This is a genomic window from Pseudomonas sp. V98_8, assembly GCF_029967975.1.
GTDB lineage: Bacteria > Pseudomonadota > Gammaproteobacteria > Pseudomonadales > Pseudomonadaceae > Aquipseudomonas > Aquipseudomonas umsongensis.
This window is the reverse complement of record NZ_JASCAE010000040.1, coordinates 51,901-66,935: the sequence shown is the minus strand read 5'-3', so window position 1 is coordinate 66,935 and position 15,035 is coordinate 51,901. Positions and strand designations below refer to the sequence as shown.

General features: G+C 61.1%; 14 protein-coding genes. 6 read left to right on the top strand and 8 right to left on the bottom strand.

Features of this window, described 5'->3' with window-relative positions; genetic code table 11:
• Positions 1-80 precede the first annotated feature (80 nt).
• Positions 81-1,397 (bottom strand): Na+/H+ antiporter NhaC family protein, encoded by a 1,317-nt coding sequence (locus QLG10_RS11705; protein WP_110746563.1) that lies wholly within the window; start codon positions 1,395-1,397, stop codon positions 81-83.
• Between the two features lie 316 nt (positions 1,398-1,713).
• Between QLG10_RS11705 and QLG10_RS11700 the strand changes: the two genes are divergently transcribed.
• Both QLG10_RS11700 and tal read left to right on the top strand, forming a co-directional pair.
• Entirely contained in the window at positions 1,714-3,861 is a 2,148-nt protein-coding gene (locus QLG10_RS11700; RefSeq protein ID WP_282487365.1) for a methyl-accepting chemotaxis protein, read from the top strand.
• A 319-nt stretch (positions 3,862-4,180) separates the two neighbouring features.
• A complete protein-coding gene (tal, locus tag QLG10_RS11695) occupies positions 4,181-5,107 on the top strand; it encodes a transaldolase (protein ID WP_020798472.1) in 927 nt (308 codons plus the stop codon).
• A gap of 220 nt (positions 5,108-5,327) precedes the next feature.
• Here the strand turns inward: tal and rssC are convergent, their stop codons facing one another.
• The 3 genes from rssC to QLG10_RS11680 form a co-directional block, all read right to left on the bottom strand.
• Complete coding sequence (rssC, locus tag QLG10_RS11690) at positions 5,328-5,810, bottom strand: anti-sigma factor antagonist RssC (RefSeq protein WP_020798473.1); 483 nt, start codon at positions 5,808-5,810, stop codon at positions 5,328-5,330.
• Positions 5,810-6,991: a two-component system response regulator RssB gene (gene rssB / locus QLG10_RS11685; protein ID WP_248678999.1), complete on the bottom strand. Its 1,182-nt coding sequence runs from the start codon at positions 6,989-6,991 to the stop codon at positions 5,810-5,812. Before rssB ends, rssC begins: the two co-directional genes overlap by 1 nt.
• Positions 6,992-7,320: 329 nt before the next feature.
• Positions 7,321-8,010 (bottom strand): VacJ family lipoprotein, encoded by a 690-nt coding sequence (locus tag QLG10_RS11680; RefSeq protein ID WP_110746557.1) that lies wholly within the window; start codon positions 8,008-8,010, stop codon positions 7,321-7,323.
• 198 nt (positions 8,011-8,208) lie between these two features.
• Here QLG10_RS11680 and QLG10_RS11675 point away from each other — a divergent pair, with 198 nt between their 5' ends.
• Positions 8,209-8,829 (top strand): HAD family phosphatase, encoded by a 621-nt coding sequence (locus tag QLG10_RS11675; RefSeq protein ID WP_282487364.1) that lies wholly within the window; start codon positions 8,209-8,211, stop codon positions 8,827-8,829.
• Between the two features lie 109 nt (positions 8,830-8,938).
• Entirely contained in the window at positions 8,939-9,202 is a 264-nt protein-coding gene (locus QLG10_RS11670; protein WP_110746554.1) for a DUF4404 family protein, read from the top strand.
• Between the two features lie 129 nt (positions 9,203-9,331).
• Here QLG10_RS11670 and queF read toward each other — a convergent pair whose 3' ends face one another.
• On the bottom strand, positions 9,332-10,162 hold the full coding sequence (queF, locus tag QLG10_RS11665; protein WP_282487363.1) for an NADPH-dependent 7-cyano-7-deazaguanine reductase QueF: 831 nt from the start codon (positions 10,160-10,162) through the stop codon (positions 9,332-9,334).
• Between the two features lie 61 nt (positions 10,163-10,223).
• A complete protein-coding gene (locus tag QLG10_RS11660) occupies positions 10,224-10,745 on the bottom strand; it encodes a cupredoxin family protein (RefSeq protein WP_110746552.1) in 522 nt (173 codons plus the stop codon).
• Positions 10,746-10,899: 154 nt separating this feature from the next.
• Between QLG10_RS11660 and QLG10_RS11655 the strand changes: the two genes are divergently transcribed.
• Positions 10,900-11,580: a heavy metal response regulator transcription factor gene (locus QLG10_RS11655; protein WP_248679001.1), complete on the top strand. Its 681-nt coding sequence runs from the start codon at positions 10,900-10,902 to the stop codon at positions 11,578-11,580.
• Positions 11,580-12,929: a heavy metal sensor histidine kinase gene (locus tag QLG10_RS11650; RefSeq protein ID WP_282487362.1), complete on the top strand. Its 1,350-nt coding sequence runs from the start codon at positions 11,580-11,582 to the stop codon at positions 12,927-12,929. Before QLG10_RS11655 ends, QLG10_RS11650 begins: the two co-directional genes overlap by 1 nt.
• Positions 12,930-13,035: 106 nt before the next feature.
• Here the strand turns inward: QLG10_RS11650 and QLG10_RS11645 are convergent, their stop codons facing one another.
• The gene (locus QLG10_RS11645) at positions 13,036-14,280 is read right to left on the bottom strand and encodes a lipoprotein-releasing ABC transporter permease subunit (RefSeq protein WP_033039795.1); all 1,245 of its coding nucleotides are present in this window, start codon (positions 14,278-14,280) and stop codon (positions 13,036-13,038) included.
• 66 nt (positions 14,281-14,346) lie between these two features.
• Positions 14,347-15,030 (bottom strand): lipoprotein-releasing ABC transporter ATP-binding protein LolD, encoded by a 684-nt coding sequence (lolD, locus tag QLG10_RS11640; protein ID WP_168757547.1) that lies wholly within the window; start codon positions 15,028-15,030, stop codon positions 14,347-14,349.
• Positions 15,031-15,035 lie beyond the last annotated feature (5 nt).

Genomic DNA, 15,035 nt, shown 5'->3' with positions numbered 1-15,035 from the left:
AGGTTTTGCACAGGCAAGGTGAATTTGAGGCGTTCCACACATCCGTAGGAGCCGGCTTGCTGGCGAGGCGATGGGTGAAATCAGAGCACCATCGCCGCGATCCAGCCAAACACCAGCAATGGCAGGTTGTAGTGCAGGAAAGTCGGGACCACGGTGTCCCAGATGTGGTGATGCTGACCGTCGATGTTCAGGCCAGAGGTCGGGCCCAGGGTCGAATCCGACGCCGGCGATCCGGCGTCGCCCAATGCACCCGCCGTCCCGACGATACTAACGATAGCGATCGGGCTGAAGCCCAGCTGCACGCACAAGGGCACGAAAATCACCGCCAGGATCGGCACGGTGGAAAATGACGAACCAATACCCATGGTCACCAACAATCCGACCAGCAACATCAGCAAGGCGCCGACGGCCTTGCTGTGGCCGATCCACGAGGCCGAGGTCTCGACCAGCGTCTGCACCTGCCCGGTGGCCTTGATCACTTCGCCAAAGCCGGAAGCGGCAATCATGATGAAACCGATCATCGCCATCATCTTCATGCCTTCGGTGAACAGGTCATCGGTGTCGCGCCACTTGACGATGCCCGACACCGAAAAAATCAGGAAGCCCACCAACGCACCAATGATCATCGAATCAAGCAGTAACTGAATGATGAATGCCGCGGCAATCGCCACGCCAGCGACCATCAGGCTCAGGGGGTTGTACTGCACCGCGACCTGCTCGACCTGCTCGATCTTTGCCAGGTCGTAGACGCGCTTCTTGCGGTAACTGACAAACGCGATCAGCAGGCCTACGAACATGCCCAATGCCGGGATACCCATGGCATGGGTCACGTTGATGCCGCTGATATCGACGCCGCTGCGGGCGACGTTGGCCAGCAGGATTTCATTGAGGAAGATGTTGCCAAAGCCCACCGGCAAGAACATGTACGGGGTGATCAGGCCGAAGGTCATGACGCAGGCGATCAATCGACGATCCAGCTGCAGCCGGGTCAACACATACAGCAGCGGCGGCACCAGCAACGGAATGAATGCGATGTGAATCGGCAGGATGTTCTGGGAAGCGATGGCCACGATCCACAACAGGCCGATCAGCAGCCATTTGACCTGGCCACCGCTACTGGCATGCTGCCGGTCGACCATCGCCAGGGCCCTGTCCGCCAAGGCATGGGCCAGTCCGGACTTGGCAATCGCCACTGCAAACGCGCCGAGCAACGCATAGGACAATGCCACCGTCGCCCCACCGCCCAGGCCGCTGTTGAACGCCTTGAGCGTCGCGTCGATGCCAAGGCCACCGGTCAGCCCCCCCACCAGCGCCCCCACGATCAGAGCGATTACCACATGCACGCGGGACAGGCTGAGTATCAGCATGATGCCGACCGCGGCAATTACTGCATTCATTGTCGTTACCTCTGGGCAAGCGAAAAGAGTCCGGCCGGCAGTCTGCGAGTGCCGCCTGCGGATAAAGGAATGGGTTTTATTAGAGGGCGCGCACTTTGCCGGACGGCTGTCGCCTTGTCAAAGCCAACACTGCACCTGTAGGAGCTGCCGAAGGCTGCGATCTTTTGATCTCCAGCGCCTTCAAGGAGGTTGAATGTCAAAAGATCGCAGCCTTCGGCAGCGGGATAATTCGATATTTGTGGGGCGGCGTAAAGAAAGGCCGATCGCGGCCGTTACAGAGCAAAGTCGCAGATATTTATCGAATAAGGACGCGTCCATGTCGCTCAGACAACTTTCCATCCAATGGAAAATCACCCTGTTGGCCGGGTTGTGCCTGGCGGGCATCGTGACCCTGCTGGTGGGTCTTTCGCTGTACCGCATGGAGCATAGCTCCGCACTGGTGAAAGCCTCGAGCATGGAGATGCTGACCGAAGCCGCCCAGGCCCGGATCGAGTCCCAGGGTGAAAACCAGGCGCTGATGATCCGCCAGCAGTTCATGGACGCTTATCAATATGGCCACGGTTTTTCGCGCCAGGTGCTGTTTCTGCGCGAGCAGGCGGAAAAACGCTTCCTCGATGCCTTCGACCTGCGCGAAGACCTGACCCGCCAGGTCAAGTCGGCCTTGCAAGCCAACCCCGAGCTGCTGGGCCTATCGCTGGTGTTCGAACCCAACGCACTGGACGGCAAGGACGATCTGTTCAGCGGCCAGGCCGAACTGGGAAGCAACGACAAAGGCCGTTTCGCCCTCTATTGGTCGCAACCGACACCGGGCAAGGTGACGTCCATGGCGCTGCCCGAAAGCGACATCGCCGACACGCGCACCGGCCCCAGCGGCGAACCGGCCAACGCCTGGTTCACCTGCCCGCGCATCCGCCTTACGCCCTGCGTGATCGAGCCGTACTTCTACATGATCGACGGCCAGAACGTGCTGATGACCAGCATCGTTTTCCCGTTGATGGTCAATGGCAAGGTCATCGCCTCGCTATCGGTGGACATCAATCTCAACAGCCTGCAGGCGATCAGCCAGAGCGCAAGCCAGAAGCTCTATGACGGCCAGACCAGCGTCAGCATCCTCAGCCCGGCCGGTCTGCTCGCCGGGTACAGCAAAGATGCCAGCAAACTCAGTCAGCGCCTGGAAGCGGTGGACACCACCACCGGCGCCGAACTGATGCGCATGCTCGCCACCAACAGCGAGACCGCCAGCCTGCACAGCCATCAGCAGTTGAAAGTGCTAGCGCCGTTCCAGCCGATCCCCGGCGGCAAAGCCTGGGGCGTGCTGCTCGATGTGCCGGAAAAAGTCCTCGTCGGCCCGGCCGAGGCCCTGAAAAAACAACTGGATGACAGCAACACCGCCGGCACGCTGACCGAACTCGGCCTAGGCATCCTTGCGGCGCTGATCGGCTTGCTGCTGGTGTGGCTGATGGCACGTAGCGTGACCCGGCCAATTCTCGGCGTGGCGCACATGCTCCAGGACATCGCCAGTGGCGAAGGTGACCTGACCCGCCGCCTGGCCTATGACAAGCAGGATGAGCTGGGGCAATTGGCCGGCTGGTTCAACCGTTTCCTCGACAAGCTGCAACCGATCATTGCCGAGGTCAAGCGCTCGGTCCAGGACGCCCGCGGCACGGCGGACCAGTCGTCCGCCATTGCCACCCAGACCAGCGCCGGCATGGAGCAGCAATACCGCCAGGTGGACCAGGTCGCGACCGCCTCCCACGAAATGAGTGCCACCGCCCAGGACGTTGCCCGCAGCGCCGCCCAAGCGGCACAGGCGGCGCGGGATGCCGATCAGGCCACCCGCCAGGGCCTGACCGTGATCGACCGCACCACCACCAGCATCGACAACCTCGCCGCCGACATGAGCGCGGCGATGGTCCAGGTCGAAGGCCTGGCGGCCAACAGCGAGAAAATCGGTTCGGTTCTGGAAGTGATTCGCGCCATTGCCGAACAGACCAACCTGCTGGCCCTCAATGCCGCCATCGAGGCCGCCCGTGCCGGTGAAGCCGGTCGCGGTTTTGCCGTGGTGGCCGACGAAGTGCGCAACCTGGCGCGCCGCACCCAGGAGTCGGTCGAAGAAACCCGCCTGGTGATCGAACAACTGCAAAGCGGCACTCAGGACGTGGTCGGTTCGATGGGCAACAGCCACCGCCAGGCCCAGGACAGTGTCGAACAGGTTGGCCAGGCCGTGACGGCGCTGCAGCAGATCGGCGACGCGGTCACCGTGATCAGCGACATGAACCTGCAAATCGCCAGCGCCGCCGAAGAGCAAAGCGCCGTGGCCGAGGAAATCAACCACAACGTGGCGACCATCCGCGACGTCACCGAATCGCTGTCGGGGCAAGCCAATGAGTCGGCGCGGGTAAGCCAGTCGCTCAATCGCCTGGCCAATCAACAGCAGAGCCTGATGGACCAGTTCCGCGTCTAAACCATACGCTAATTAAATGTGGGAGCGGGCTTGCTCGCGAACACGGTGCGTCAGTCAACATTAATATCGACTGACACACCGCGTTCGCGAGCAAGCCCGCTCCCACAGGTTTATCTGTCGTACATGAGATTGCAGGTCAATCGGTCAGTTGCTTTGAACCAGGGAGGCATTTCGGTATCGAATCTACCGATACCGCGCCCCACCATTCAAACAGCCGTTTCGCGGTTGTTGCCACTGGGGCCGTCGATACACCTACATGCCCTTGAGTGGCTGTCAGCGCTCGGGTAATGTCATCAGACCCATAGGACAGAGCACGCCCATGACTTCCAAGCTGGAACAACTCAAACAGATGACCACTGTGGTTGCCGACACCGGCGACTTCGAAGCAATCGCTCGCGTCAAACCCGTGGACGCCACCACCAACCCTTCGCTGCTGCTCAAGGCGGCGTCGATTCCCGCTTACGCCGAATTGCTGAACGCCTGTGTCAGCGACTGCAAGGGCGATGTAGGCCTGGCCAGCGACCGTTTTGGTGTCGCGGTGGGGCAGGAAATCCTCAAGGTGATTCCTGGCCGCATTTCCACCGAAGTGGATGCACGCCTGTCGTTCGACACGGACGCCGTCTTGAAGCGTGCGCATCGTCTGATCGAGCTGTACGAAAACGCCGGCATCGGCCGTGACCGGGTGCTGATCAAGATCGCCTCCACCTGGGAGGGCATCCGCGCTGCCGAGATCCTGGAAAAGGAAGGCATCCAGACCAACCTGACCCTGCTGTTCTCGTTTGCCCAGGCCGCTGCCTGTGCCGACGCCGGGGTATTCCTGATTTCGCCGTTCGTGGGCCGCATCTACGACTGGTACAAGAAAGCCACCGGTAACGACTTCGTCGGCGCGGACGATCCAGGCGTGCAGTCGGTGACCCGCATCTACAACTATTACAAGGCCAATGACTACAAGACCGTGGTCATGGGCGCAAGCTTCCGCAATCTCGGCCAGATCGAGCAACTGGCCGGCTGCGACCGCCTGACCATCAGCCCGGACCTGATCGACAAGCTGGCGGCAGACACCGGAAAGCTGGAGCGCAAACTCGCACCGGGCAATGCCGGTGAGGCACGCCTGAACCTCAATGAAGCGCAATTCCGCTGGCTATCCAACGAGGACGCCATGGCGACCGAGAAACTGGCCGAGGGCATTCGCCAGTTCGCACGCGACCAGGAGAAGCTCGAGGCGTTGTTGCAGGCCAAGCTGTGATCTGAATCGGCGAAATGCAAAAAGGGCGAACCTTGGTGGGTTCGCCCTTTTTTATGTTTGTGAAGACTTCTGAGTAATGGGTGACTTTCAGGCCGCCATCGCTGGCAAGCCAGCTCCTACAGGGACTCTGGCTCGTTCGAAAATGTAGACTTGGCGCAAGACCCTGTGGGAGCGGGCTTGCTCGCGAAGAGGCCGGCCCGGCTAAACATTCTTTATGGAATCAATGCCGCTCCAGCGCATTCACCAGGTCATGAAAGGCTTCACGATTGGAGTCGTTCAGCCCCATGAGGATCTTGTGCGCTTCCAGCACCTTGATCCGCACCACTTCTTCCGACTGATCCTGATCAGGCAGGTCGTCCAGGCATTCCGGGCATGGCACTGGCTGGTCGACGATGTTGAACACCTGCTCGAACCCCATCGACTGCAACAGACGGGTGATGTCTTCGTGGGTGGTGACCACGGTTGGCAGCAGCCCGACCTTCTGCCGCGACAGGATCGACAATTTGGCCAGCAGGCCCAACGTCGTGCTGTCGATGCTGCGGGTCTCGGTCAGGTCGATCACGATCGCGTTGAAATTCAACGCGGTGAAGATCCGATCAATAGTCGCATCCAACGCCGAACACAGGGTCAGGCGAACTTCACCGACGAATTTCAGGACAAAGGTGCCGTCCTGTTCGGCGAACTGGATTCTACCGGTACTCATCAAAGATTCCTGCTCAACACCAACAGGGCGATATCATCCGGCATCTCCCCTAGCGTGGCCAATCCAAAAACCTGCCGCAGACCATCCAGGCTGCCGCCCGCCGCCTTGACCCGTTCGGGCAACGCAGCTTCTTTCTCTTTGAGTGTGGGTTCTGGCAAAAGGTCCAGAATGCCATCAGACATCAGCGTCAGGCTGAACGTCGGCGGCAACTCCAGCACGTGATCTTCGTAGGTGGCTTCATTGAAGAGCCCTACCGGCAGACCACGCCCTTGCAGATAACTGACACTGTCGGGTGTGTACAACACAGGCAACGGCAAATGACCGCCGATGCTATAGGTCAACAAACCTGTCTCCTCGTCGATGACTCCACCGACCATTGTGACGTGTTTGCCCAGCTTACAACTGATCAGGCCCCGGTTGATATGCCCAAGCACCTCAGACGGCTTGAATTCCGGCAAGGTACCGCTGCGCTTGGACTCGAACAACAGGCGCGTGGTCATGAATTTCAACAGCACCGTGACAAAGGCTGAAGAAGCACCGTGCCCGGAAACATCCGCCAGGTAGAACGCCACGCGGCGCTCGTCGACCCGGAAATAGTCGACAAAATCCCCCGACAGGTACAGCGACGGGATGATCTGGTGGGCAAACTTGAAGTCGTCGATGGCCCAGGGGCTGACCGGCAGCATGTTCATCTGCACCTGGCGACCGGCGTTCTGGTCTTCCTGGAGCAGGTTCAGGCTGGCGGCGAGCTCGCGGTTGGCCTTCTCCAGCTTCTCCCGATAGCGCTGGTTTTCCACCAGCAGGCGCGCACGATCCAGGGCCCGACGCACCGAGTGCTCGAGCACGGCCAGATCTTCGAGAGGCTTGATCAGGTAATCCGCAGCGCCCAGGCGCAAGGCCTCGACCGCATCGTTCATTACGCCGGCGCCCGACACCACGATCACCGGCGTTTGCGGCGACAGCTCGGTGACCTGGCGGATGAGTTCGAGTCCGCCCATCTGTGGCATGCGCAGATCGCAGATGACCAAGTCGGGCTTGTCTTGCTCGAATACCTGAAGACCCTGCTGGCCGTTGCTGGCCTGCAGGACGCTGAAACCACTGTCTTCCAAATAGGCCGCGAGGCTCGCGCGCACTACCTCGTCATCATCGATTATCAGCAGCGTGGCACTGGTTTTTGGCATGTGGGCAAACGGCGCCAGAATTAGGTTGGCGTAGCGGCGCGGATTTTGGCCCGGCTCTGACTACTGGATTCGCTTTCTAGCCTCTCTGGCGCACTGTTTTCGAGCATTTACCCGATCCACGTGTACACCAGAGGTGCCCTTCTAAGGCGCAGACGGTACTCCCATCCGCGAGGCGTTTCAAGCTCACGCCGATGGTCGCTTGGCGCCGGCACTTTTGAAATCACCGGGAGTTATAAGAACCGTCATGAGCGAAACCCAATGAAAGGTCCTGGCGAGCGCCAAAAATGCAGAAGGCGGCTCGATGGCCGCCTTCTTTTTACCGCTGTGGATCAGAAATCGTCTTCGACCTGACCATCCTTCACCTTGAATTCGCGGTTCTGCAGATAGGCATTGCGGATGAACGTGTACTTGTCGCCCGTAATCAACTTCTCGGAGGACAGCAGGTCCGCCCGGGTATCGATGATGTTCAGGCCGAAGATCGAATTACGCACCGGCACGTCGTTGATGTACGGATAAGGACCGGTGTAGCCATCGACGACCTTGGACGGCGCATCACGCAGGGTGCTAGGCCCCAGCAGCGGCAGCATCACATAAGGCCCGCTGCCCATTCCCCAGTAACCGAGGGTCTGGCCAAAGTCTTCGTCGTTGCGGTGCAGCCCCATGTGGGTACCCACGTCGAAGAAGCCCAGCAAGCCGAAGGTGGTGTTGAAGATCAGTCGCGCGGTGTCGACACCCGCCGCGGTGGGCTTGGCCTGCAGGATATCGTTGGCGAGGTTGGTCACGTCGCCGACGTTGCGGAACATGTTGTGGATGCCATCTTCAAGAAACTGCGGCGTCACGAATTGATAGCCCTGGGCCAGGGGCTTGAGGGCATAGGTGTCGACGAAGTCGTTGAACTTGAAGATCGGACGGTTGATGCCTTCCCAAGGATCATCTTCCGAGGCTGCCTGCGCAGCAAACGGAATCAGCAGCGCACCGGCGCATACACAAAGCCGAGCGAGAGGATTGCTCCAGCGCATAAAAAAACTCCTTGGACTATACCGTCGCCGGCCGCTTGGCCCGGCGCAAAGGCTACCAGTATAAGACGGTTCGACCACTTTAGGCAGCATTGGGCCCGTGCCTGCCCAAGATCTTGGCAGAATGCGAGCAATTCACAACAGTGTCACTCAACTGTCACCGTCGCCCTCTAGCCTTGAGGCTATTTCAGGGACGTTGATATGCCGCACGCCGAAATCACCCCGCAAACTGCGCCGAACCTGACTGCCGTGCTGTTCGGCCTGAGTGGCTGCCTGGTGGATTTCGGTGCCCGTACGCGCCTTCAGGACAACCCAGGCGCTGATCACGCGCAAGCCACCCCCGGCGCCCTGGACAGCCTGCTCAGCCTGCAGCGCCAGCAAATCCCCTGTGCCTGGCTCGATGAGCTCTCCCCCGCCGTCAGCCAGGCATTGGCCGGCGGTCTGCCGCACTGGATAAGACCTTCGCAATACGCTGAAACAATCAAACCCTGGCCGGCGCCCGATGCGTGTTGGCAGGCCTTGATGGCGCTGGACATCGAAAGGCTCGATGGCTGCGTGCTGGTCAGCGGCGAACCACGGTTGCTGCAATCGGGATTGAATGCCGGGTTGTGGACCATCGGCCTGGCGTCCTGTGGTTCGCTCTGCGGGCTCTCGCCTGCGCAATGGCAGGCATTGTCCGCGCAGGAGCGCGACATCAAGCGCAGCAAGGCCACGGTGCAGCTGTTCGGCCTGGGCGTGCATTCGGTGATCGATCACCTCGGTGAACTCGACACCTGCCTGGCCGACATCAGCTTGCGTCGGCTCAAGGGCGAAAAGCCCTGATTCAGATCATGCAGGTTACGCGCGGGTGGATTAATCTAAAGGTAAGCCATAGACCTTTGGCGCGCCGTCGCGGTCTATGCCAGTGCCTATCGATAAAAGGAAGAACGCCATGTCTGCCCGCGAACTGCAAGAAAAGCTCACTGCCCTGCGCGAGCAATTGGACAAGAATCCTCCGCTCACCGAACTCGAGCGCGAAGACCTGCACAAGCTGATGCAACAGATCGAACTTGAGCTTGAGCTCGAAACCAAGACTCAGGACGCCAACCTCGCCGATAACGTCAACCTGGCTGTCGATCGCTTCGAAATCGAACACCCGACGCTCGCCGCCACCCTGCGCCAGATTGGCACGGCCCTGCACAGCATGGGGATCTGAACCAAAAGCAGAAACCCCCTGTAGGAGCGAGCATGCCCGCGATGGAGGTCAACGATAACGCGGGAAACCTGATGCCCCGCGTTGCCCTCTGGTTTTTCGCGAGCATGCTCGCGCCTACACAATGAATCGTTACTGACGGACCAGGCGATGGTTCGGAAACTGCACCTCTTCAGTACTGCGGTACGGATTGATATCCAGCCCACCCCGGCGCACATAACGCGCATACACCGTCAATTTCTCCGGTTTCAGCAACCGCTGCAGATCAAGGAAAATCCGCTCCACGCACTGCTCATGGAAGTCCGAGTGCTGGCGGAAGCTGACGATGTATTCCAGCAGGCTCGCATGATCCAGCGCCGCGCCACGGTACTCCACCGCCACGCTGCCCCAGTCCGGCTGGCTGGTCACCGGGCAATTGGACTTGAGCAAATGGCTGTGCACGCTCTCCTCGACAATGCGCGACTCATCGCAACGCAGCAGTTCCGGGCGCGGGTGCTCGTAGTTGCTGACGCTGATGTCCAGGTCGTCAATGCACACGCCGGGCAACGCCACCACACCTTCGGCCTCGACCTCTTTCAGGCTGCGGATGCGCACGCCCACAGGCTTGCCGGCCGCGGCCGACAAGTCCTTGGCCAGGGTCGCTTCAAGGCTCGCGGTGTCGGCGAACGGCGTCTGGTTCAAGGAGTTGAGGTAGAGCTTGAACGACTTGGACTCGATGATGTTCGGCGAATCCGCCGGGATGCTGAATTCGCCGATGGCTACCACCGGCTTGCCCGATGGCAACAACCACGACAGTTCGAAGCAATTCCAGAAATCCACGCCCTTGTACGGCAGTGTCTGAGCCGTCAGGCCGAGCTCGGCCCACTTCGCGGTACGCGGGATCGGGAACAGCAGGGACGGCGTGTAAGTGGCGATGTATTCGCTGGATTTGCCCAGCGGCGAGTGTTCGGCTGCGGGATGCATGGCGGAAACCTGACTGAAGAATCAGCGGATTCTACCAGCCTTTGCCGCAGCCTTTGAGTGCTTACTGACTGACAGTCAACTTGCCCACCATGCCGGCCTGGTAATGACCGGGGATGTTGCAGGCAAATTCCAGGCGGGTGGCCTTGCTGAAGGTCCAGGTCAGCTCGGCGGTCTTGCCCGGCGCCACTAGCGCGCTATTGGGGTCGTCGTGCTGCATGGCATGCCCCATTCCGGCCATCGCGCCGTGGTCCATTGCCTGCATGCCGGTAGGCGTAAGCATGCCGCTCTGTTGCATCTGCAACATTTCCTGTTGGTGCCGGGCATGCATCGCTGCATCGCCGAGGTTGAATTCGTGCAGCAACTGGCCTTTATTCACCAGCACGAAACGCACGGTCTCCCCGGCCTTGATCTCGATAGACTTGGGGGTGAATGTCATGTCGGCCATGACCACCTCGACGCTACGGGTCGCCTTGGCTGCCGGGGCCGGTTGACCAAAGTCATAGGTAGCCTTTGAAGCCGCCCAAACCGGCGACCCCAGCGCCAACAGACAGCTGGCGAGCAACACGGATTTACGCAAAAACATCGAAGTACTCCAACAAGATTAAGGTTCAGCTGTGGAAAACTCTAAACTGTCACCCCTGCCCTTTGCCTGACAGCCAGATTACAACTTTGTCAGCAAGGCCCGCAGCCTCGTCGCCCACGGTATAACGCTGTCGTTCCATTTAGCCGAGTCGCCCATGAAACTGCTGATCGTCGAAGACCAACCGAAAACCGGCCACTACCTGCGCCAGGGCCTGACCGAGGCCGGGTTCAATACGGAACTGGTGGCCGACGGCAGCACTGGCCAGCAACTGGCCTTGAGTGGCGACTATGCCCTGCTGATTCTCGATGTGATGCTGCCCGGCCGCGATGGCTGGCAGATCCTGCAAGCGGTGCGCAGTGCCGGCCTCGACACGCCGGTGCTGTTCCTGACCGCCCGGGACGCCGTCGAGGACCGGGTTCACGGCCTGGAACTGGGTGCCGACGATTACCTGGTCAAGCCATTCGCCTTCTCCGAATTGCTCGCCCGGGTCCGCAGCCTGTTGCGCCGTGGCAGCAGCACGCACCAGGAAACCAGCCTGCAACTGGCCGACTTGCGCCTGGACCTGATCCGCCGCCGGGTCGAGCGCGGCGGCCAGCGCATCGACCTGACCGCCAAGGAGTTCGCCCTGCTGGAAATGCTCCTGCGCCGCCAGGGCGAAGTCCTGCCCAAATCGCTGATCGCGTCCCAGGTCTGGGACATGAATTTCGACAGCGACACCAACGTCATCGAAGTCGCGATCCGCCGCTTGCGCCTGAAGATCGACGACGCATTCGCGAACAAACTGATCCATACCGTGCGCGGCATGGGCTATGTGCTCGAAGAGCGCCAGTGCTGATGCGCCGGCTGTCCTTGAGCGCTCGCCTGGCCCTGTTGTTCGCCGCGTGCACCGCCGTGGTCTCGCTGTTCGCCGGCGTGCTGTTCAGCCGCGCCAGCGAGGCGCACTTCATCGAGCTCGACCAGCAGTTGCTCGAGGACAAGCTGATTGGCGTGCGACGGGCATTGCCGGACATTCATTCAAGCCAGCGTGACGCCCGGCTGGACGACGAATTGAGCCGGCAGGCCGATCTTTCACTGCGCATCAGTGGCAGCGATGGCCGCCGCTGGTATGACAGCTCCACCCACCTGCCGCAGACCTTGCCGCGCCAGCCCGGACTGTCCACGGTGAGCCACGAGGGCACCGACTACCGCGTGCTGAACGCACCGCTGTACCCCGACACCGCGGATTCGCCGCAATTGAGCCTGCTGCTGGACATCACCCACCACCAGCATTTCCTGCAGCGCATGCAACACCTGATCTGGCTGACCGTCGGCCTGTCCGCCCTGGCCACCGCCCTGCTCGGCGCCTGGGCCGCACGCAGCGGGCTGCGACCGTTACGCCGCATGGGCGCAGTCGCCAGCGGTGTCTCGGCGCAATCGCTCAACGCACGCCTGCCGGAAGAAGACATGCCGCCGGAACTGGCGGAAATGGCCCACCATTTCAACGCCATGCTCGGGCGTCTCGACGACTCCTTCCAGCGCCTGTCGGCGTTCTCCGCCGACATTGCCCACGAACTTCGCACCCCGCTGTCAAACCTGCTGACCCACACCCAGGTCACCCTCACCCGCCCTCGGCCCCTCGAGGATTACCGCGAAGCGCTGCACAGCAACCTCGAGGAGCTGCAATGGATGGCGCAACTGGTCAACGACATGCTTTACCTGGCCAAGGCCGACCACGGCCTGTTGATGCCCAAGCGCGAACCGCTGGAGCTGGCAGAGGAAGTAGACCTGTTGCTGGAGTTTTTTGCGCCCCTGGCCGAAGACGCGCAAGTGACGCTGAGCCGTGACGGCGGTGCCCGCCTGCAAGGCGACCGCAGCATGTTGCGCCGGGCGCTGTCCAACTTGCTGGACAATGCATTGCGCTTTACCCCGCCCGGGGGTGAGGTTCGGGTGCGGATCAACGACCAGGCCAAAAGCTTGAGCCTGTCGGTCGAAAACAGCGGTGAAGGGATTCCGGCAGATCTGCTGCCACGCCTGTTCGATCGCTTCTACCGCGCAGACCCGGCGCGCCATGAAGGCAGCAGCGAGCATGCGGGACTGGGGTTGGCGATTACCCAGTCGATTGTCCGCGCCCATGGTGGGCAGATTCGTTGTGAATCGGAAAATGGGTGGACCAGATTTGTGATCGAGTTACCAAGGGAACAATAGGCCAGCAGGTCCGCCCCCTTCGCGAGCAAGCCCGCTCCCACATTGGATCTGCGGCGTTCACAAATCCCCTGTGGGAGCGGGCTTGCTCGCGAAAGCGGTCTTTCGGTTACGAATAGCGCAACGCGGTAGCCGGCTCGACCTTCGCCGCCCGCCACGCCGGGTAAACCGTGGCCAGGAAGCTCATGACAAACCCCGCCGTGCAGATCAGGGCCACGTCCGCGCCCTGCAACTCAGAGGGCAGGTTGCTGACGAAATACACGTCGGAACTGAAGATGTGCTGGCCACTGACCCGCTCTACCCAGCCGACCATGGCGCTGACGTTCAACGCCGCAATCACGCCCAACACCCCACCGATCAAGGTGCCGACAACCCCGATCACCGTACCCTGCACGATGAAGATCGCCATGATCTGCCGTGGCGTGGCGCCGATGGTGCGCAAAATCGCGATGTCCGCACCCTTGTCGTTCACCACCATGATCAAGGTCGCGATGATGTTGAACGCGGCTACCGCGACAATCATCAGCAGCAACAGGCCAATCATGGTTTTTTCCATCTTCATGGCGCTGAACAGGCTGCCCTGGGTGTGGGTCCAGTCGTCAGCCTTGTAGGCCGCGCCGAGGGCGTTGGCGATGTCGCCCGAGACTTGCGGCGCCGCGTACATGTCCTTCACCGCCAGGCGCACGCTCTGCACCTGATTCGGCTCCCAGTGTTGCATTTGCGCGGCATCGGCGAGGTGGATCAGCGCCATCGAACCGTCCAGTTCGGCACCGACCTTGAACACCCCGACCACGTTCAGCCGTTGCATGCGCGGGGTGATACCGCCCGGCGCGTTGCTGACTTCCGGCACGATCAGGGTGATCTTGTCGCCCACGTTCAAGCGAAAACGGCGCGCGGTGATTTCGCCGATCACCACACCGAACTCACCCGGTTTCAGGGCATCCAGCCGCCCCTGGACGATGTGCTTGGCGACGATCGACACCTGGCCTTCCAGCGCCGGGTCGACGCCACTGACCTGGATCGGCTGCATGGTGCCCTTGTAGGACAGCATGCCTTCCATCTCGGTGAACGGCACGGCGGCGGTCACTTGCGGATTTTTCATCGCGGCGGCGGCCACCGGCTGCCAATCATCGATCGGGTTAACGCCGACGATGGTCGCATGCGGCACCATGCCGAGGATGCGCGAGCTCATTTCGCGCTGGAAGCCGTTCATCACCGAGAGCACCACGATCATCGCCAGCACGCCCAGGGCGAGGCCGATCATCGAGGTCATCGAGATGAAGGAAACGAAGCGATTGCGGCGCTTGGCGCGGGTATAGCGCGTGCCGATAAAGATCGATAACGGTCTGAACATTCGCTGGGACACCGTATAAAAATAAAAGACCCGACGGACTTTTCAGTGCCGTCGGGTTTCAACCCGTCAGATAGGCGTCAGGCAACCTTCCTGCAAATGCAGGACACGGTCCATCTGGCGGGCCAGGTTCATGTCGTGTGTTACCACCAGGAACGCCGTGCGCATCGAAGTGCTGAGTTCCAGCATCAAGTCCTGGATACCCTGGGCGGTGTGAGCGTCGAGGTTGCCGGTCGGCTCGTCGAGCATCACCAGGCCGGGGTTGTTCACCAGGGCGCGGGCGATGGCCACACGCTGGCGCTCGCCACCGGACAGCTCGGCCGGCTTGTGCTCCAGGCGATGGCCCAGGCCGACCCGCTCCAGCAACGCCGTGGCACGCTTGCGCGCCTCGGGGATCGCGGTCTTGCCGATCAGCAGCGGCATGCAGACGTTTTCAAGGGCAGTGAATTCCGGCAGCAGGTGGTGAAACTGGTACACGAAGCCCAGGGCACGGTTACGCAGCAGGCCGCGCTTCTTTTCGCTCAGCGCCGACAGTTCTTCTCCGTCGAGCCAGACGCTGCCCTTGGTCGGCGTATCGAGGCCGCCCAGCAAGTTGAGCAAGGTACTCTTGCCCGAGCCCGACTTGCCGACGATCGCCACACGCTCGCCCGGGTGCAATTCCAGTTGCAGGCCTGCCAACACTTCCACTGACTCCGGGCCTTCCTCGTAGGATTTGCCCAGGCTGCGGCAGCTCAAGATTGCTTTATCACTCATGCGCG